Genomic DNA, 19,452 nt, shown 5'->3' with positions numbered 1-19,452 from the left:
CGATTAGTGCGGCTTTCACAGGCTTTATCTGACCTTGCTCGTGACCTTGTCCCTGAGCGTGTACCAAAGCAAGCCTATCCACTCATGCAAGGCGTAGTTGCTGCGGCGCAAACCTTCCGAGCTAGGAAGGTAGTCGTACAGACTGAAAAGCTCTCGGTGCAAAAACACGGTGGGCGCGGGAGTAACCTCCAGGCCTGTTCTCCGGAAACTCTCCAATGCCCTTGGCATGTGTATCGCATCTGTAACCAATAAGACGTGCTGTATGCCTGCCTGACGGAGAATTGCTGCCGACAGAGATGCATTTTGCGCTGTGTCCATCGCCTCGTTTTCCAGCCATCGTGAGGGCACACCGAAGTCATCACGCAAACTGCGCGCCATGACTTCGGCTTCGCTTTCAGCTGTGTTGTCGCTTTTTCCGCCAGTAAGGAGTAACGGTAAATGGCTGAGCCGGTGAAGTCGGGCGGCGTATTGTAGTCGAGGCAGCTCCATGTAGTTGGGTACATCTTGATTACTATATTCAGGAGCGTGCGACTGCCTGCCCGCGCTTAGGACGACAATCGCTTGTATCGTCGACGGCAGGCTCGCGATGTTGATGATGGCAGGCGATTGTGCTTCCAGTGGCTCGACAAGAAGGAGCGCGCCGGCGTGTGAGCTGAATAACCAGAGCAAGATTAATGCGCTCCAAGTCAACCAGATTGAACGGCGCCAACGATGACGTAAAAACAGGCCGAGCGCTGCGGGTAAAAGCAGATTGGCTGGAAAGAGCAGGAAGGTGGAGGCAAGCTTGATGGGCAGCGACATGGGGAATTTGATGAGAGAGATTCATTATCGCCGTGCTTCGGTATGAATGTCTTGTGGCGGGCGATTTGAGAAAAAAGTGCGGTCAACGATAGAATGACATCAGGAAATGGTAACAGGCATGTATATTAAAAAACAGACTAATAATTTCGTACATCAGATTGCCAAGTTCGGTGGTTGGAGCTGCATGATACCTTTCCGATAAAATTTTAAAATGGAGAAGGAAGTGATACGTCTGGTCTTGCTATTGTTGGGTGCCGATTTCATTCGCCGTTATTGGCATGTGCTGGCGTTGATCGGTCTGGCATGGGGCGTGATCGGTGTCAGTCTGTGCATCGATGCGCTCGATGGCGTATTGGTGTTTCCTCTTACCGTGTTCGGCTATTTGTTGTTGGCGGAAAGCCTGGCAACGCTCTTCCTTGCATCCAGCGGCATCGGCGCGCAAAAATCGCTGCGTTATCTGAAGGGTGGTTTGTTCTTGCTCATTTCCCTTTTGGTGATCTCGCTGCATCCGACCAGCGACATGGTGCTGGCCATGTTGTTCGGGACAGCGTTCACGATAGGTGGCGGCTTGCAGATTGCCTCGGCGCTGGTGGTGCGCTTTCCGCGCTGGCGCATGGCGCTGGCCGGCGGCATCGGGCAAATTCTGATCGCCATCATTATCTTCCAACCGTATCCGACGCATTACAAGGGGACGCTGCCTTATTGCCTCGGAATGGGGCTGATCTTCAGTGGCTGGAGTCTTATCTGGCTGGCCAGCCGTACACGTCGATTGCCGAAGACCACGTCGATTTCTCAGTTGTCTTTTCGGAATGCGGATTCCGATCGCCCGCTCGATGCAGGCAGCCATGATCGCGATACCTCTGCTGTCGACGATACGCTGCCTGAGCTCGATAGCGCGGCGCCTTTGACGGTGCATGTATGGACGCCGGTCGGTTCGGCCAAAGAGCAGACTTTGAATCGGCCCATCGTCAATCGCTACATCGCAGCGGTGGATGCCAGCGGCAGAATTTCAACCGGCCATGCGGCGCTGGAGGTTGCGCCGAGCTTGTACATCAGCCTGTATCCGGCCGAGGAAATCGACCGCTCACCGGATGAGTTCGCGCGTCTGCTGCGCGCTACGCCGGACAACAATGTGCGCGGCCGTTATTTGACCGACTATCCATCGGAAGCGGCATCATGGTGTCCGTCAACAGAGAAAATTTCGTTTCGCGATTACGATTCGCGGCGGCTTCTGCGGTTCTGGCAGCAATACCGTCAGGAAGAGATTTACAACCTGACCTACCGCAATTGCTCCAGCACCGTTGCGTACGCACTGGAGGCGGCATTGGAGGGTGTCATTGGTCGGCGTGCCGATCACTGGCTGGGTTTCGTCAAGGTGCTTTTTACGCCGGAGGTCTGGGTCGCCAGCCAGATCCAGAAGCGCGCCGCGACCATGGCGTGGACGCCGGGATTGACGCTCGACTATGCACGCGCCTTGCGTGCCGTGGTGCATCCACGGCCTTTGTCATGGATGGCCAGCGTGCAACTGGCGATCCGCCGCAGCAAACGTTTTCGACGCGCCGATGCGGCGAGTCGCGTGCTGCCTGCATCGGTTAATCAGAGAGAAGATTCAGCGCCCGGCCGGTAAACGACAGCGGGATATTGTCCTACACGCCAATCCGGCGTCGTCCGATTGGTGGGTTATGAGGGCGACCGTATTATCTGGTCTCCACACCGGAGTTGGCGGTTAAAAAATATACCAACACCAATTCTCAGGGGACGCGTTCTGCGTACTCCTTACTGATCCGGCGGATTCATTTGCTGTCATTTACGCATGAATCTCGCCGCGATCTTTTCAGATCTGCTATTGACCTGCCTCCTGTCGCTATTTTCAGACGTCATGCTGCGTGGCTTTATTTGTTGTTCAGAAGCAGCTTGGTGTGACGATCCAGAATCACTTTGGTTGCTCCGTTGTTTTGCATGATCTCCAATTGCTGATTGATGCTCTTCAGATATTTGATACAGGGACTCTTTTGCGCGATGGCAATATAGTTTTTTGATTCGGTGACGAAGGGCATTTGTGCGATGAACAGTTCGGTCTGCTTACTCTCTGCAAGATACGCCAGACCGTTGTAATAGCCGGTGATCAGATAGTCGATACTGCCACGCTCGAGCTTGGAAAAGTTCATGTACGTCTTCTGTTCGGTTTCGACCTTCAATTTTTCCTTGAGGAAGTCATCAAAGCCATCGCCAAACTGATAGCCAAGAGTGACGCCGCCTTTTTTGCCGATCAAGTCGTTCCATGCGCGGTACTGGAGCGGCCGGCTGCGCAGCGTGAATACAGCAATTGGACTGGTGAACGGAGAGGGCGTTGCGAAGCTCAGAAAGTCGCGTCGCTCAAGGGTATCCTTGAGCGTAGCCAACATGTCGATCTCTCCGTTTCTGGCTCCTTCCAGTGCGCGATAGAACGGTCCCGCATAGCGCACCTCGTAAGGTATTTTTAACGCTTTCAATGCGGTGGTTGCCACCTCAATACTTGCTCCGGTCAATTTCGAGCCGTCGTACCAATGCAGCGGGGGATAATCCGAACCTCCCGATATAATGACTTTGCTGCATTCTGCCGAATGCGCAAGAGAGCCGGTTGTCGCGCCTGCCAAAAACAGGAGTCGGACGAGGAACTTTGTTGTTTTGTCTAGTTGCTCCATATCCCCCTCGATCGTACCAGTGCTGTTTGCATGACTGTGCCAGGTGATGGCATGTCAACGATGCATGTTATTGCCAGGATTGTCTACGAGGATGGGCATATAAGACACTGTGTTTACATACATGTCGCGATGCGGGCGGGCCCACATTTAACTTCACACTTCCATGCAGCTCAACAACGAAAATACCGGAACTGTTCAGGCCAGCGATGGCACCACGCTGTTTTATCGAGAATGGCGACACGCAGAACCGCGCGGCGCCATTGTTCTTGTCCATGGGCTAGGGGAGCACGGCGGACGATATGCGGAGTTGGCCGGGCTGTTTCATGACGCAGGATTGTCGGTGCGAATTCACGACCATCGCGGTCACGGGAAATCAGGCGGCGCGCGCGGGAGTTTGCGCAGCGATGCCGATTTTCTGACCGATCTGAAATTGGTGTTTGATGATTTTGCGCAGCAGTGCAATACCACGCCTTTTATTTTTGGTCACAGCCTTGGGGGATTGGTGGCGGCGCGCTTTGCCACTGGCGGCTTGTCGAAGGTGCGGGGCTTGCTCTTGTCGTCGCCGGCGTTGGCGATTCGCATGAGCGGCTTCCAGAAAATATTGCTTGCCCTGACGACGCGCCTTGCTCCGGGTTTTGCCGTGCCGACCAGTTTGCCGGCAGAGTTGGTATCGCACGATACGGCAGTGGTGCAGAGATATCGCAACGATCCGCTCAATCACGGCAAGGTCGCCGCGCGCGTGGTCAATTTCATGCTGTCGGCGATGGCACAGGTGCAGCGCGACGCGGGCACGTTTACCCTGCCGCTGTTATTGCAGATCGCGGGCGACGATGCGTTTGTGGATCCGCAGGGAAGCCGTTCTTTCTTTTCGCGCGTGCCGCAAGTCGACAAATGCCTGTATTGCTATGACGACGCTTACCACGAGATTTTTAATGAATCGAAGGAGCGTCGCTTGCGCGTTCAGGGCGATTTGCAAAGCTGGCTTGCGTTGCATCTGGCGTGAAGTGGTAGGGGAGCGGAAACAGATCGCTGATTTTTGCTGCAATGCACACGGTGTTTCCCGGTTTGCGATAGGTGATCTGAATTGATGGAAATGTGTGAGTAAAAATTAACCTGTATTTACAAGTGAAAAGGCGCGTCAGGGTTGTCCACTCGGGAAGTTGAGAAAGCTGCAGCGACTGTCAAAGCCCACGAATCCAGGAGCACATGCGCAGCCGTTGAGCGCGAGCGCCAGTGCTGTAGAGAGGATGATGGTCATGATGCGCCGCATGAGCAATCTTTCAAAATAAATAAAAAGCAGGGAGAGTAACAGCAAGTAAAGGCAACGGACGACAACGCCCCACCAGCATATCGACGCGGCAGGTTTTTTCTTGAATGTGGGGAAACAATTGTAAAGACGATTTTGCGGGAGTGACGTACCGTCATGCAGGAGATGAGCGGCCCGGAAAAAGCAAAAGGGCAGATGAACTCTGCCCTTTTATATTTCTTGGTTAACCGTGCCAGATCCGCATCATAGCGGATTCAGGCTTTAACGGTCGATACCGTCAGCCGTATTAACGTGTCGATGCGAAGTAGCGCGCGACCATTGCAGCGATCAGCAGGGTGTAAGGCAGGATGTCGATCAGAATACGCATGGCAGGCTCCGCAAAAGTGATTTATGTTGCGTTGCAGTATGCGTGTTTCAATCCGTTTTTTCCAATTTTGATTACCAATACCAGTTATTGGTTTGTTGAATATCTGCTGAAATCGGTTGAATAGACCAAATCAGCCCAATCAGTTTCGGTGAAGTTTCAGTCAACTTAGCAGGAAGGCCGGCGGCATGGGAGCGATACTCTCCGGAGCGGCAGTACGGATCTGGTTACGGCCGTGTTCCTTGGCTTCATAAAGAGCCTTGTCGGCAGCGAGGGCCAGCATTGTCGTATTGCTGCCTGCCCCGGGAACCATGGCCGACACGCCAATACTCAGCGTCACCAGTCCGGATGGCAGGTTCTGCGCGTGGGGGATGGCGGTTTGCGAGAGGTTATAGAGCAGGCGTTCGCCAACCAGCCGCGCACCGCTGGCGTCGGTATTGGGCAATATCACCACAAATTCTTCGCCGCCGTAGCGTGCGGCGACGTCGCCGGGGCGGTTGATCACTGCCAGCATATGGTTGGCAATCTTGCGCAGACAGTCGTCGCCTGCCAGATGACCATAGGAGTCGTTGTATTTTTTGAAAAAGTCGACGTCAATCATCAGCAGCGCCAATGACCGCTTGTCGCGGCGCGCGCGATTCCATTCGATCTCCAGCACCTGGTCAAAGCAGCGACGGTTTGACAATGCCGTCAACCCGTCCTGATTGGCCTGTGTCATGAGGATTTTATTGGCACCAGCGATGCTGTTATAGAGCCGGGTGATGCCGTAGAGCTGTGAGATCAGCACCACCAGCGACGTGAACAGGCTGGTTATCTTGGCGAAATACCAGCCCAGCGAAAAGCGCGAGCCGCCATACAGCGTCAGCCAGATGTCGATACAGGCGGCGAACATGCCGACCATCACCCACAACTGCTCGGGCTTGCTGTCACGCATGCGCATGACGCAGAGCAGGGCAATCAGATTGACGCCGAATACCAGTGCAGGGATGACCAGGGTTGAATCGTCGAAAAAGTTTTTGCCGTTGCTAAACACCGCAGGCATATAAGGCAGACCGATCGTCGCGCTCAGGGTCAGCAGTACGACCACGGCGATCGTCGCAATGATGGAAGTCCGCACACTGGTGGCGGTGCCGGCAACGTCGTCCGAACTCAGTGCATAGCGAATGATCAGCAGGCCGAAACCGGTGTGCCAGTAGCACCACAGCCAGACTGCGCTGCTCGTCGTCCCGATAATGGGGGCTGTCATCAGACCGCCGGGAAACGCCGCAATCAGCGGAATGAAAATGACCGTGACGAAGAAGTACGCGGTGCCCAGTCGTATCGTGCGTTCTTTGCTCTCGATCAGGCCCTTGGCAAAAAGCAGCGCGCCAAGAATGATGTTGATGATGATCATCGCAATGCCAAACGCACTCATATAGCCAGGTATCGGCACCAGCGGCACCATGGCCAGCGGTGTGGCGATGGCAGCAGACAGCAACAACAGCGTGACGACGACCTTGGCCAGGCCGATCTGGCGACTGCCTACTTCTGCTTCCTTGATGAGATAAAGTTCGTCTTGCATGTCACTCGTCTTCTAGTTCATTTTTCCCACATATTAGTGCGGAAGAAGTCAACCGACTGAGAAGAATCATGCCCGATTGATAATTTATTTGGGAGTGTTGTAATTTGGCTGAGATAGTTTTTTGGGGGCAATGAAAGTGTTCAAAAAATGCCGGAAAGTCGCTCCTGATGAGCGTTCGCGTGTTGCGTGCAGGCATTCATTGCTGATTGGCAATGGCGTTTCGGGCTTCAGAAAAATAACGTGAACTGCATGGGGATGAGAAGGCCAACGCGAAAGGCCGAGAAAGCAGTAAGCGTAAAAAAGCGCGGACTTGCCGCGCTTTTTTGTTGTGCCTGACGTATTGTGCTGTCGCGTTTGCAAACTCAGTTTTGCGATTGCAGCGTGAGTCCTTTTTTATCAAAGCCGATGCGTACTTTGTAGACGCTTGGTGCTTTGAGATCGAGTGTCAGGGTCGCCGGCGGAATCGTGTAGTTGGTATTGAGCGAGCGCATGGGTTTGACACTGAAGGTGTAGCTGGTACCCGGCTTGAGCCAGATGCTCAGGCGTTCGCCTTCCCAGATCTCTGCCAGAACAACATCATTGATTGCCAGTTCCTCAGGTGAGCTGCCAATGAAAAATCCGGACTCGCGCGAGAACTGTACTTCAGCCAGATCAGGCATTTGCGTCGTCATGCTCTTGATATAGATGCGTGCCAGTGGGACTTGTCCGGTCGGCGTTGTCTGTTGGTTCGGCGGCGTGGTGCTGCATGCCGCCAACGTCAATGCCAGCAGGCAGGCGGTGATCGGTGTCTTCATTGCTGCTTCCTTATAGGATAAATGAGGGTTCTGGATGCTTCTTTTTTATCTGTATTCCAGATTCGTGACGGTGATTTTGACACGAAGCGACCATGACGTGGGGCAATACGGCAATGAGGGCTAGCTCTCGGGGTGGATGCGATAGACGCAGCGCCGTGCGCCAGCCAGCAAATGTTCTTCGCGCGTCACCGACGCTTCAGCGCCGATCACTTCCTGAAATAGTTGCAGCTCGGAGCGGCAGAAGCCCTGACAGCTTTGTGCAGCAGCGCAGATCGGACAATGGTCTTCGATCAGCAACCAGTCCTTGCCTTGTTTTTCGACGCGCGCCATATAACCCTCGGCAGCGCGCAGGCCGGCCAGCGTTTCCAGTTTCTTGGGGATGCCGCTTTGGCTCTGGCAGGCGCGCAGATAGTCGCTGCGCATTTCCCCTTCACGTTGCGCAATGAGGCGGTCAAGTCCTTCTTCTCCAAACAATTGCCGGATCGATCCGATCAGTTGCACCGTCAGGTAGGCGTGTGAGTCGGGGAAGCGGGCATGGCCTGCCGCGCTGAGCTCCCAGTTCTGCTTCGGCCGGCCGGCGCCGGAGGAGACCTCCTGAGCGCCTTTGATCAGATCTTCCGCCAACAGCTTTTGCACTTGCAGCCGCGCCGCTTCCGCGGTCATCGCCAATTCCTGCGCCAGCAGGGCGGTCGAGGCCGGTCCCTTGGTCTTCAGGCGAAACAGAATGCGTTCGGCCGTCGGCATGGTCTCAGTGTTTTCCAAGTGTTTACTTGTATATTTCATTGGGCTGGCTTAGTATGCGTTTGAATAAATATCCAATTAAACACTTGCATATTATGCTTTCCCCATTCGAATGTCGAGGTGCGCGATGACTGACACAAGCAATATTGAAGACGCAATCCAAGCAAGCAAACGCATCCGCAACGACGTTGCCTCTGCTAGCTGGGGCGAACTGCTCTCCGGCGGCAACGCCTGGCGTGCCGTGGCGTTGACCGGCGGCGTTGCGCTGCATGCCATCAACGTCCACATCGTCACCACCATCCTGCCTTCGGTTGTGCGCGATATCGGCGGTCTGGCCTATTACGCGTGGAACATCACATTATTTGTCGCGGCGTCGATTTTCGGTTCGACGCTGACCAGCAAACTGCTGGATGTGCTTGGCCCGCGTCGCACCTATTTGTTCGCGCTGGCTGTTTTCTCCGCCGGATCCATCTTGTGCGCGACGGCGCAAGACATGTTCTGGATGCTGGGAGGGCGCAGCGTGCAAGGCGTCGGCGGCGGCTTGCTGGCCGCGTTGAGCTACGCCTTGATTCGTATCGTATTTGAGCAACGGCTTTGGTCGCGTGCGGTGTCGCTGGTATCAGGCATGTGGGGCATCGCCACACTGCTCGGACCCGCGGTCGGCGGAATATTTGCGGAAAGCGGCGCGTGGAGGTTGGCGTTCTGGTGCCTGCTGCCGATATCGCTGGCGCAAGCGTTGATTGTCGCCGCCCAGTTGCGCGGCAAACAAGGTGCAGGCAAGTCGACTGTACGCATGCCATTGCTGAAAATCGCCTTGCTCACAGCGTCTGTATTGCTGGTGGCGCTGGCTGGGCAAGCACCGGATGACGCCGGCAAGTTGCTTGGCGTGACTGCCGGACTGGTATTGGGGGTGCTGGTTGCGCGGCTCGATCTTCGTCCTGGTGTTGCCTTGTTGCCTGCCGACGCCTACACCCTGAAGAGTGCGATGGGCAAAGTCTTCGCCAGTTTGTCCTTGCTGATGATTGCCGGCATGACGGAAATTTTCGTACCGTATTTTTTGCAAACGCTGCATGCCTACTCGCCGTTGCAGGCCGGTTACATGACGGCCGCCATGGCCGGTGGCTGGAGCCTGGCGTCCTTGCTCAGTTCGTCGAGCAGCGATACGGGTGCCGATCGGATGGTGCGGGCAGGGCCGGTGATCATGGCGCTGTCCCTGATAGCGCTGGCCTTGCTGTTGCCGGGGGATCTGTTAAATGGTATCGATGGCATCGCCCCTGCCATCGAAGGCGCGTGTATCGCGGTAGCGTTGGCCGGTGTCGGACTAGGCATCGGCATGGGCTGGCCGCATCTGGTGACACGTGTGATGAAGTCGGCGAAGGCCGGTGAGGAAAATCTGGCCTCGGCCGGTATCAGCACAGTCCAGCTGTATGCAATGGCGATCGGCGCAGCGTTGGCAGGGTTGACGGTCAACGCAGCCGGTTTAAGCCAGCCGGGAGGCCCGGATGGTGCGCGTATGGCAGCCTATTGCCTGTTTGGATTGTTTGCGCTGGGGCCGATGGCTGCGATTGTTCTGGTACGCAGATTGACGGCGCAGTAAGTAGAAACAGGAAGGAGGCCATCATGTCAGCAAGCCTGCAGGAAGCCGCTCTGCCATCGGACATCAGCGAGATTGAATATCACCTGATCGTCGCTGAATTCGATGCACTTTGGGGGCGCACCCGGCGACTTAACCCTGCCGAGTCCGCCAGAATGGATTACATGATTTGTCTGATCGAAGCGTTTGAAGCCAGTCGCGGCAAGGATTCTTTCAACTGATCGAGATCTGCGGCGGGCAGTCGTACATGCAGCCGCGCCAGTGTGTCGTGGCTGCTGCCGACCAATGCGTACTGTTTCTGTTGCAGCCAGTAGCGCAGATGCGATTCATCCGCGTAGGCGATGGCGATTTCCACTTCGGCGTAGGCGATGCGTTCGATACGTTGCGCCTGCTTCAAGGCCGTTGCGACGGCATCGGTGTAGGCGCGCACGAGTCCGCCCGAGCCCAGCTTGATACCGCCGTAGTAGCGCACCACCGCAGCCAGCACGCCATCGAGTTCATGGTGGCGCAAGACTTCCAGCATCGGACGCCCGGCAGTGCCGGAGGGTTCGCCGTCATCCGACATGCCCGACTGACCGCCGGCCATCAAGGCCCAGCACACATGTGTTGCGGCCCGATGTTGTGCGCGCAGGCGTTCCAGTTCAGCTTGTGCCGCCTCGCGGCTGTCGACCGGCATGACGATGCCGATGAAGCGGCTCTTACGGATTTCCGTTTCGGCTTCGACGGCGGCGGCGAGCGTATAGGTCGGCAAAATGCTTGGCGGCTATCGGACTCAGGCGGCTACGCCGCGCAGTGCGTCGATTTCAGCTTGCAAGGCCTGATTCTCTGCGGTCAGTGTTGCGATGCGCGCATTCAATGCTGCGATTTCCGAGCGCAAGGCGACGGGGTCATTGCTGCCGACCGGGGACGAACCGGAGAAGGGGGCACCGTTATCCGAATCATTATTTCCTGATTCGCCATCTTCCGATTGCGCGTGCGGTGCGCGTGGTGTGCGTGGTGTACGATTTGCCGCTTGCTGCTCGCGCACCATCTTGGCGGCCTGGCGCAATTCCTTCTTGCCGCCGGCAACGGCGTTGACTTGTTCATCGCTGGGCAAAGACGCGACGGCTGCCGCCGCGTTGATGGAGATCGTACCGGCACGCACGGCTTCAACCAGTTCCGGTGCAGCGGTCTTGCGGATTTTTTCGATCTGGCCGACGGTGTTGCTGCTGATGCCGGCGACGCGTGCAATGTCTTCGCGCGTCTTGATGGACGCGCTCGGGATAGCGGGATTTGCTGCGGAATCCTCAGCAGGCTTGGCAGCGCCGTCGCCGACAGGTTCATAGGCAGACGCGTCCTTCGACTCGATGGACGCATCCATTTCCGCCTTGACGCGGGCCGAGATGATGTCGCGCTTGCGCAGCGCCAGCACGCCGCGTTGGAAGTCAGTGACACTGCGGCGGCCGAGCTGGTTATCGATCATCCACAGCATGACGTCGTCAATCGACGTGAAACTGGTGTTCTGTACGGTCTTGAATTCGATGCCGTTCTTGCGGCAGATTTCATAGCGGTTGTGGCCGTCGACCAGCACTTCGCCCCATAGCACCAGCGCGTCGCGGCAACCTTCTGCCAGCAGACTGCGCTCAAGAGCAGCGTATTCGTTGGCGGTGAGCGGATCGATGTATTGGAGGAGTTCGTTATTGATGGTGATGTTCATGGCTTCCCTGGTCCGCCCCGGCGAGTCGGTGGCGGCCCGGAATTTTACACTACCTGCGACACCGGACTCCTTGCGGATTGGTTCAGTTGTAGCGCAGTGCCATCATCAGTTCTTTTAGGCGATCACGGCGGGTTTCCCAAAACTTACGATACTGGTCAACCCAGGCATGCGCGCCAAGACGGTCAAGCGGCATGCTATTCGCCTAAATGATCGGCAAGGTAACGCTTCGGTAATGCTATTGGAAGGCGGTTTGCTGATCGTCGCAAGGATGCGCATCAGGGCACTTGCTGCGCAAGACGGCAACGAAAAACCGGGGTGGCTGTTAAAATCAGAGTCTTCCCACGCTTCATACGGAATCGCAATGGACGCTTTTTTCTTCATCCCTGTCGCCATCATGCTGGCGCTGGTGCCTGGTCCGAATAATTTTTGCGCGCTCAATAACGGCATTCGCCGCGGTGTCGGTGTGGCCTTGCTGGCGACCTTCGGACGAGTGACGGCGTTTGCGATTTTTTTGACGATTTCCGCCGTTGGGCTCGGCGCCATGTTGCTGGCTTCCGAAACCGCGTTTACGGCGGTGAAGTGGGTGGGAGCGGTCTATCTGTTTTATCTCGGCTATCGCGCCTGGCGCAGCCGCGAATTCCATGGTCTGGAACTGGCCGACGGCGTGGAAAAAGCCGGTGCAAGTGCACCATTACAAAAGAGCGTGCGCGCGCTGGTGATGCAGGAGTTTCTGCTTGGTATCACCAACCCGAAAGCCATCATGCTGTTCGCAGCGATCTTCCCGCAGTTCATCGACGCTGCACGTCCGGCGCCACATCAGTTTTTGGTACTGGGATCGATTTATCTGTGCGCTGAATTCGTGTCGAGCACGGTCTATTCTCTCTGCGGCAAGCAGATCCGCCGCTTCATCCGCACGTCGCGCGGCGTTGCACGTCTGAACAAGGCGACCGGCGGTTTCTTTATCGGCGCCGGTGCGCTGTTGCTGGCGGCGCGTCAGTAGTCCGCCATAGCAGTCAAAAGGCTGGCGGCTATTCAGCGTCCTGATTGATGGCATTGAGCAGTTGCAGATGCCGTTCGATTTCAAACACGTGGGCATCCTCTTTGCCCAGTTCGCGTAAAGCGACGGCGAGGCCGAGCAGGTAGTCGGCATTGCGTCCGCTGGGGCCTTCTGCCTTGGCGATTTGGCGTGCAATGTCGCGCTCCGGGGCCGGGCCGAGGAAGGCCGCGTTCTCTTCGGTCGCGATATAGATCAATCCTTCTGCGCTGCTGTGATCCTCAAAAATGATGTCGGTCGACAGACGCAGATAGCCGTTCTTTTCGCGGTAATCCAGATGGTCGAACACTTCCGGCGTAATCAGATACGCCATGCCCGCGCAGGTCGCGCCTTCATCCTGGATCAATGTCACTACGCGCCCCGGCGCCTGTACCGTGCCGCGATGGTCATGCGAGCCTTGCCAGAAGCGACGGCTCCAGCCCACGATATGGGCGGGGCGACGCTCGATGAAAGGAAAGTCTGCCTTGAAGATCAGTGAGCCATAGCCAAACAGCCACACGCTGTCATGCTGGTCGAACTTGGTCATGGCTTTGTTGCGGGAGATGGTGTTGTCGGACATGAGCTGGTTTCGTGACTGGGCAGGCGCGCGCCGTGTAGTGGGAAATTATAAGGGCAAGCCTGTTTTGCTTCAGTCGGCATTGATATTTGGTGCAGGACGATATGGATAACGTACGCAATGCGGAGGTTATGGAGCTGTCTGGAGGAGTGTGCCGGTTGTTGCTATGCATCATCGCTGACAGATCTGAAGATGAGATCAGGGCGCGCTTGTTGGCAGGCTAAAGACGAGGGCTTGCCGGTGGAATTGGTGAGAGGTGTACTGCGGTGAGGGCGTTTGGAGGAGGGCAAGCAGGATGGCGCAACACCGTTCCGCGCACCGATGGCGTGTGCGGAACGGAAAAAGGAGGTTCAGCTCTTGTCGTGGGTCTGGTCCATATTGGAGAGGCCGGAGTACATGCCGCAGCAATGCGGCTCGCCGCGATGGGAACCGGTCGTCAGGGCACTGGAGTCGTTCAGATAGTCGACCAGTTTTCTGTAGAGTGTCGCGAAGTACTTTTTCATGATGTCCCCCTTTTCTTTGTTGAGACATTGTTGCCAACCGCACGCCATTACGTAACCAACCATATAATCGTTTTCATTTTTCACGACAACCGTAAAAACCGTGCGACCTGTAAATAGTTTATATCATTTATTCTACGAGGGGCGGTCTTTCGCGTCTATCGGGGTTTTCCTGAGGGATTTGTCGCTTTTTTGCCTTACGTCGGGTCACATGCCGGGCATCGCATCGCGTTGTCTTCATCCTTATCCAGACTGTGCTTCGACCTCTGCGGCGTGCGCCAGAAGCCAATTTTGAAACGCCAGCATTGCCGGTGTCGGCTGTTTTGACTTCAGCCGCGTGAGCCAATAGGCGCCGTGAGTGATGGAAATGTCGAAGGGGCAGGCCAGCCGTCCTTCGCGCAATTCACGCTCGAACATGTTGACCGGTAGCAAGGCCACACCCGCCTGCTGCGCCACAGCTTCCGCCATCGTCAGCGAAGAGTCGAACACAAAACCGCGTATCGGCGGGCAGGGCGCAGCGGCAGCGGCAAACCAGCTGTTCCATTCGTCAGTTCGGTAAGAGCGCAGCAGCGTTTCGCTTGCAAGATCCTGTGGGCGCCGCAGACGCGGAGCGATCGCCGGCGCGCACATGGGCGACAGCGGTGCGGCAAACAGGCGGTCGGCGTCGGTGCCGTGCCACGCGCCATCACCGAAGCGAATGGCGTAGTCGAGTCCTTCTCCGGCTAGGTCAACGCGGTTGTTGTTGGTCAGCAAGCGCAGATCAACGAAAGGATTGGTCTTCTGAAATTCGCGCAGACGCGGCATCAGCCAGCCGACGGCAAAAGTGCCGACCACGCCCAGCGTCAGCACTTCACGCATCTGCCCGTTCTCGAATTGGCCGAGTACGTTGCCGATGCGTTCGAAGGATTCCGCCAGTACCGGCAGCAGCGCCAGGCCTTCATCCGTGAGCGCCAGGCCGCGCGGCAAGCGGCGAAACAAGGCCACGCCCATGCGCTCTTCCAGATTTTTTACCTGCATGCTGACGGCAGTCTGAGTCACGTTGAGTTCGTCTGCGGCGTGAGTAAAGCTCAGATGGCGGGCCGCCACTTCGAAGGCGCGTAGAGCATTGAGGGGTAAGTGCATAGAATTTATTTGATATCAGTTTTTCTGTGGTCTGATGCCAATTATCGTGAATTGCGAGGGCATCCGTTGCTGCCTATCATTTCGCTTCATCTCCATTTTTGCAAGGAAAAATTATGATTGCGAGAAGACAATTTCTTACGCTGACCGGGCTGGCATTGAGTGGCGCTGCCACGGGCGTTTTTGCCGCAGGCAATAAAGAGCTAAAAAAAACTATGGGCTCGTCCTCGTTGGTTTCCGAGCTGGCGAAGCTCGAAGCAAGCGTCGGTGGCCGTCTTGGCGTGGAGATCATCGATAGCGCCACGCAGCGGCGCTGGGGCTATCGGGCGGATGAACGCTTTCCGATGTGCAGCACCTTCAAGTTCCTGGCATCTGCCGCCGTCCTCAAGCGTGTCGACGCCGGACAAGAGCAGCTTGACCGCCGCATCATTTACGGCAATGACGTACTCGTGTCGTATTCGCCAACGACCAGCAAGCATGTCGGTGGCGATGGCCTGACGCTGGGGCAATTGTGCGAGGCCGCGCTGACGCTGAGCGACAATACCGCAGCCAATCTGATTCTCAAAAGCCTCGGCGGGCTGGAGCCGTTCAACAAGTTCATCAAATCGCTGGGTGACAAGCAGACCCGGCTGGATCGCTTCGAGACCGAGCTTAATACCGCCATTCCCGGCGATCCGCGCGACACCACCACACCTGCTGCCATGAGCGACAACCTGCAACATGTCTTGCTGGGCAACGTGCTGTCGCCGTCGTCGCGCGAGCAACTGATCGCCTGGATGCGTAGCAACAAGACCGGGGACCGCCGTGTGCGTGCCGGCATGCAGCCTGGATGGTCAGTGGGCGACAAGACCGGTTCGGGCGACTATGGCACGACTAACACCATCGCCATCATCTGGCCGCCGCAAGGCAAGCCCTTGCTGGCGTCGATCTACCTGACCAGAACCAAGGCGCCTGAGGATCAGCGCAATGCCGTGTTGGCCGAAGTCGGCAAGATCATCGTCGGTCTTGATCGCTGATGCGGTGCTTCGCAGATTGGCGGGGCAGCTTGTTGTTGAAAGATAAATTATTCGCTGATTTTTCCTGAAAAAGGCGTTTGGAAACACCAAAGCCCCGATTTACGGGGCTTTTCGGCTGATGTTGCTGTAAATCAAATCACTGGTTTCGATGTGTAATAGCGGTCTTTGCCGGTACCTCGGCAGGGCAGGTGTGCAGTGCACACAGGAACATCGAAAACAAGCCGCAGCAGCGGCGGAAACCAGGGATGGAAACAAGCAATGAACATTATCGGAAACATGAAGATCGGCAAGCGCCTCACGTTGGGCTTTGCCCTCATTCTGGCCTTTTCCATCGTGATTACCGGCATCGGCATCTGGCGTTTGCAGGCAGTGTCGGACGCGACGCGCGACATGATGAGCCAGCCGCTGCTGAAGGAACGGCTGATCGGCGACTGGTACGCCAATCTCGCCAGCGGCATCCGTCGCACCATCGCCATCGCCAAGAGCAGTGATCCGGCGCTCGGCCCTTACTTTGCGGCAGAGGCCGCAGCATCTTCCAAGAGCTCCGGCGAATATCAGAAGAAGGTGGAAGCCTTGCTGGAAACGGACGAAGAAAAGAAGCTGTTCCAGCAGATCGGCGAGCAGCGCAAGATCTACCTGGTTTCACGCGACGACATCAACAAGGCCAAGGCTGCAGGCAATATCGAAGAAGCTGAGCGCGTGCTTGAGAAGGTCTTCGTTCCGGCGTCGACGGCGTATCAGGACACCATGCGCAAGCTGGTTGAACTGCAGCGCAAGGATATCGATGAAACCGCCCAGCATATCGACGTCATCGCCAATGAAAGCCGCGTTCTGCTGCTGGTGCTGGAAGGCCTGATCTTGGCGCTTGGCGTGCTGTGCGCCTGGTATCTGACCGTTGGTATCACGCGCCCCATCAATACCGCCGTCGTCCTCTCGCGCCGTGTTGCCGAGGGTGACCTGACTGCCGACGTCAAGGTCAACAGCAAGGACGAAACCGGCCAATTGTTGCAAGCTCTGCAAGACATGAGCAACAGCCTGCGCGGCATCGTCACCAACGTGCGCAGCGGCACCGACACCATTGCCACGGCATCAAGCGAAATTGCTGCCGGTAATCTGGATCTCTCTTCGCGTACAGAACAGCAAGCCAGCGCGCTGGAAGAAACCGCATCCTCGATGGAAGAGCTGATCTCCACCGTCAAGCAAAACGCCGATAACGCGCGCCAAGCCAACCAGCTGGCGGTATCCGCCTCCGAGATCGCTACTCAGGGTGGCGGTGTAGTGGGGCAAGTGGTCGATACCATGGGCTCCATCAACGAGTCGTCGCGCAAGATCGTCGACATCATCAGCGTGATTGACGGCATCGCCTTTCAGACCAATATCCTCGCATTGAACGCCGCGGTCGAAGCCGCGCGTGCCGGTGAACAAGGCCGCGGCTTTGCGGTGGTTGCCTCGGAGGTTCGTAGTTTGGCGCAACGTTCTGCCGCAGCAGCCAAAGAGATCAAGGTGCTGATCAACGATTCCGTCGAAAAAGTCGGCAACGGCAGCAAGCTGGTCGAGCAAGCCGGTGCGACCATGCAAGAAGTGGTCGACAGCGTCAAGCGCGTCACCGACATCGTCGGCGAGATCAGCTCCGCCAGCCAGGAACAGACCACCGGTATTGAACAGATCAATCACGCGATCACGCAGATGGATCAGGTCACCCAGCAAAATGCGGCATTGGTGGAAGAGGCTGCCGCGGCGGCTGCATCGATGCAGACCCAGGCCGACAGTCTGGCGCAACTGGTCAGCGTCTTTACGATCAGCGCCAGCAATGGCAAACCGGCACTGCCGCAGGCGCGCCGCACCATCGACATCACGCCGAAGGAGCCGCGTTTGCCTTGATCCTGCAAGATGCTGCTCTCCGCCATGAAGCCCGGCCCTGCAAAGGTCCGGGCTTTTTTATCGGCGTCAGGATGGATATCCGGAAAGTGGTTGTCCGGGATTCCGGATATCCGCAAATTCAAGCCTCCGCCTCCGCCACCTTGATTTTTAAATATTCTTTTGAATCAAGGGCTTGGTGTTTTTTTGCTGTTGTATCTCCGATTGGCACGAAGCCTGCATTAGGAATCTGAAAAATAAAAATCAGGAGACAGATGTGACGCCAACTTCCTCGCAGTAAATCAACGTCCTTTTCTTGCTCTTGTCGTGCCGCTTTCTGATGCGGATTACGATTGCAGGCGCTTTTTGCCCCTTTTCGGCAGCATACGGACTGAAGCAAACATGTGGAACGCACCGGTAGGTTCGTCAACCGGGTCGTCAACCGGGTCGTCAACATGCTCTGCATGCACCGTGTACTGCCTTTTAATAAATACAGGGATACATCCGGAGATAACGATGATCAAGCAAGACCTTTCAAAAGCAGCAGATACGCGGCAGCGTATTTTCGCCATTTTTGGCGCCTCGTCCGGCAATCTGGTGGAGTGGTTCGACTTTTACGTCTACTCCTTCTGTGCCATTTATTTCGCACCCGCGTTCTTCCCCAAGGGCGACACCACGACGCAATTGCTCAATACTGCCGGCGTCTTCGCGGCCGGCTTCCTGATGCGTCCTATCGGCGGCTGGCTATTTGGCCGTATCGCCGACAAGCACGGCCGTCGCCGTTCGATGATGATTTCCGTATTGATGATGTGCGGCGGTTCGCTGATGATCGCCTTCATGCCGACCTACGCTACGATTGGCGCCGCAGCGCCTTTCCTGCTGCTGGTGGCGCGTCTGTTTCAGGGCTTGTCGGTTGGCGGCGAGTACGGCACCAGCGCCACCTACATGAGTGAAGTCGCGCCGAAGAACAATCGCGGCTTCTTCGCCTCTTTCCAATACGTCACGCTGATCGGCGGCCAGTTGCTGGCGGTGCTGGTATTAGTCGTGATGCAGCAGACACTGAGCACCGAAGAACTGCGTGCCTGGGGCTGGCGCGTGCCGTTCGTGCTGGGTGCCGCCGGTGCATTGGTCGCGCTGTACCTGCGCAGCTCGCTGACTGAAACCGCCAGCGACGAAACCCGCAAGAAGAAAGAAGCCGGCACCTTCGCCGGTTTGTGGAAACACAAGGGCGCGTTTTTCACCGTCGTCGGTTTTACTGCCGGTGGTTCGCTGATGTTCTACACCTTCACCACCTACATGCAGAAATACCTGGTCAACACAGCCGGGATGAATGCCAAGACCGCCAGCGCTGTCATGACGGGTGCGCTGTTCGTCTACATGGTGTTGCAACCGCTGTTTGGCGCGCTGTCCGACAGGATCGGCCGTCGCAACATGATGCTGTGCTTCGGCGTGCTTGGCACCTTGTGCACCGTGCCCATCCTGCATTTGCTGAAAGACGTCACTGATCCGTATGCCGCTTTCGGCTTGGCGATTCTGGCGCTGGCGATCGTCAGCTTCTACACCTCGATCAGCGGCCTGATCAAGGCGGAAATGTTCCCGCCGGAAGTGCGCGCGCTGTGCGTCGGCCTGTCGTACGCGGTTGGGAATGCGCTGTTCGGTGGTTCGGCTGAATTCGTCGCGCTGTCGTTCAAGGCGGCGGGCATGGAGTCCAGCTTCTACTGGTACGTCTCGATCATGTGCGCGATTGCCTTGCTGATTTCCTTCCGCATGAAGGATCCAACCAAGGTCGGCTACCTCAAAGACGAGGACTGATGATTCTGCGGGGACGGGTCTCCAGCCGGTTTGTCC

Annotated in this window: 19 protein-coding genes; 9 read left to right on the top strand and 10 right to left on the bottom strand. The window is 56.6% G+C overall.

Translation table 11 applies throughout. The annotated features are described in order from the left end of the window. Window positions 1–24: 24 nt before the first annotated feature. Entirely contained in the window at window positions 25–801 is a 777-nt protein-coding gene (locus tag PQR63_RS20920; RefSeq protein WP_408169875.1) for a YdcF family protein, read from the bottom strand. 223 nt (window positions 802–1,024) lie between these two features. Between PQR63_RS20920 and PQR63_RS23620 the strand changes: the two genes are divergently transcribed. Then, entirely contained in the window at window positions 1,025–2,428 is a 1,404-nt protein-coding gene (locus PQR63_RS23620; RefSeq protein ID WP_459251794.1) for an HdeD family acid-resistance protein, read from the top strand. Between the two features lie 265 nt (window positions 2,429–2,693). On the opposite strand, the gene PQR63_RS20910 is transcribed toward PQR63_RS23620, so the two are convergent. After that, on the bottom strand, window positions 2,694–3,485 hold the full coding sequence (locus tag PQR63_RS20910) for a substrate-binding periplasmic protein (protein WP_408169874.1): 792 nt from the start codon (window positions 3,483–3,485) through the stop codon (window positions 2,694–2,696). A 163-nt stretch (window positions 3,486–3,648) separates the two neighbouring features. Here PQR63_RS20910 and PQR63_RS20905 point away from each other — a divergent pair, with 163 nt between their 5' ends. Next, window positions 3,649–4,488, top strand: coding sequence for an alpha/beta hydrolase (locus PQR63_RS20905; protein ID WP_408169873.1), 840 nt, complete (start codon window positions 3,649–3,651; stop codon window positions 4,486–4,488). A 791-nt stretch (window positions 4,489–5,279) separates the two neighbouring features. Here the strand turns inward: PQR63_RS20905 and PQR63_RS20900 are convergent. From PQR63_RS20900 to PQR63_RS20890, 3 genes are all read right to left on the bottom strand, one after another. Continuing rightward, complete coding sequence (locus PQR63_RS20900; protein WP_408169872.1) at window positions 5,280–6,677, bottom strand: GGDEF domain-containing protein; 1,398 nt, start codon at window positions 6,675–6,677, stop codon at window positions 5,280–5,282. A 362-nt stretch (window positions 6,678–7,039) separates the two neighbouring features. Further along, window positions 7,040–7,471 (bottom strand): hypothetical protein, encoded by a 432-nt coding sequence (locus tag PQR63_RS20895; protein WP_408169871.1) that lies wholly within the window; start codon window positions 7,469–7,471, stop codon window positions 7,040–7,042. Window positions 7,472–7,591: 120 nt separating this feature from the next. Continuing rightward, the gene (locus PQR63_RS20890) at window positions 7,592–8,254 is read right to left on the bottom strand and encodes a helix-turn-helix transcriptional regulator (protein ID WP_408169870.1); all 663 of its coding nucleotides are present in this window, start codon (window positions 8,252–8,254) and stop codon (window positions 7,592–7,594) included. Window positions 8,255–8,339: 85 nt separating this feature from the next. On the opposite strand from PQR63_RS20890, the gene PQR63_RS20885 reads away from it, so the two are divergent. Together PQR63_RS20885 and PQR63_RS20880 are read left to right on the top strand one after the other, a co-directional pair. Beyond that, window positions 8,340–9,809, top strand: a complete 1,470-nt coding sequence (locus tag PQR63_RS20885) for an MFS transporter (protein WP_408169869.1) — start codon at window positions 8,340–8,342, stop codon at window positions 9,807–9,809. 23 nt (window positions 9,810–9,832) lie between these two features. Beyond that, window positions 9,833–10,027, top strand: a complete 195-nt coding sequence (locus PQR63_RS20880; RefSeq protein WP_408169868.1) for a hypothetical protein — start codon at window positions 9,833–9,835, stop codon at window positions 10,025–10,027. On the opposite strand, the gene PQR63_RS20875 is transcribed toward PQR63_RS20880, so the two are convergent. Both PQR63_RS20875 and PQR63_RS20870 read right to left on the bottom strand, forming a co-directional pair. Further along, window positions 9,967–10,557: an IMPACT family protein gene (locus PQR63_RS20875; protein WP_408169867.1), complete on the bottom strand. Its 591-nt coding sequence runs from the start codon at window positions 10,555–10,557 to the stop codon at window positions 9,967–9,969. The genes PQR63_RS20880 and PQR63_RS20875 overlap by 61 nt on opposite strands. 21 nt (window positions 10,558–10,578) lie before the next feature. Further along, a complete protein-coding gene (locus tag PQR63_RS20870; protein WP_408169866.1) occupies window positions 10,579–11,502 on the bottom strand; it encodes a hypothetical protein in 924 nt (307 codons plus the stop codon). 361 nt (window positions 11,503–11,863) lie between these two features. On the opposite strand from PQR63_RS20870, the gene PQR63_RS20865 reads away from it, so the two are divergent. Further along, window positions 11,864–12,502, top strand: coding sequence for a LysE family translocator (locus PQR63_RS20865; protein ID WP_408169865.1), 639 nt, complete (start codon window positions 11,864–11,866; stop codon window positions 12,500–12,502). Window positions 12,503–12,530: 28 nt separating this feature from the next. Here PQR63_RS20865 and PQR63_RS20860 read toward each other — a convergent pair whose 3' ends face one another. The 3 genes from PQR63_RS20860 to PQR63_RS20850 all read right to left on the bottom strand — a co-directional run bounded on the left by PQR63_RS20860 (window position 12,531) and on the right by PQR63_RS20850 (window position 14,734). Beyond that, a complete protein-coding gene (locus PQR63_RS20860) occupies window positions 12,531–13,115 on the bottom strand; it encodes a gamma-glutamylcyclotransferase (RefSeq protein WP_408169864.1) in 585 nt (194 codons plus the stop codon). Between the two features lie 347 nt (window positions 13,116–13,462). After that, window positions 13,463–13,615 carry a hypothetical protein gene (locus PQR63_RS20855; protein ID WP_408169863.1) on the bottom strand — a complete coding sequence of 51 codons (153 nt, stop codon included), beginning with the start codon at window positions 13,613–13,615 and terminating at the stop codon, window positions 13,463–13,465. A 240-nt stretch (window positions 13,616–13,855) separates the two neighbouring features. Then, window positions 13,856–14,734, bottom strand: a complete 879-nt coding sequence (locus tag PQR63_RS20850) for a LysR family transcriptional regulator (RefSeq protein ID WP_408169862.1) — start codon at window positions 14,732–14,734, stop codon at window positions 13,856–13,858. 113 nt (window positions 14,735–14,847) lie between these two features. Between PQR63_RS20850 and bla the strand changes: the two genes are divergently transcribed. The 4 genes from bla to PQR63_RS20830 all read left to right on the top strand — a co-directional run bounded on the left by bla (window position 14,848) and on the right by PQR63_RS20830 (window position 19,416). Then, window positions 14,848–15,747: a class A beta-lactamase gene (bla, locus tag PQR63_RS20845; protein ID WP_494410436.1), complete on the top strand. Its 900-nt coding sequence runs from the start codon at window positions 14,848–14,850 to the stop codon at window positions 15,745–15,747. A 258-nt stretch (window positions 15,748–16,005) separates the two neighbouring features. Then, window positions 16,006–17,628, top strand: a complete 1,623-nt coding sequence (locus tag PQR63_RS20840; protein WP_408169861.1) for a methyl-accepting chemotaxis protein — start codon at window positions 16,006–16,008, stop codon at window positions 17,626–17,628. Further along, complete coding sequence (locus PQR63_RS20835) at window positions 17,625–17,858, top strand: hypothetical protein (protein WP_408169860.1); 234 nt, start codon at window positions 17,625–17,627, stop codon at window positions 17,856–17,858. The genes PQR63_RS20840 and PQR63_RS20835 overlap by 4 nt, the downstream gene beginning before the upstream one ends. 262 nt (window positions 17,859–18,120) lie before the next feature. Then, a complete protein-coding gene (locus tag PQR63_RS20830) occupies window positions 18,121–19,416 on the top strand; it encodes an MFS family transporter (RefSeq protein ID WP_408169859.1) in 1,296 nt (431 codons plus the stop codon). Window positions 19,417–19,452: the final 36 nt, after the last annotated feature.

The organism is Herbaspirillum rhizosphaerae, from assembly GCF_046025915.1.
Lineage (GTDB): Bacteria > Pseudomonadota > Gammaproteobacteria > Burkholderiales > Burkholderiaceae_D > Herbaspirillum > Herbaspirillum rhizosphaerae_A.
The sequence above is the reverse complement of the archived record's forward strand: the minus strand, read 5'-3'. Positions and strand labels throughout refer to the sequence as shown.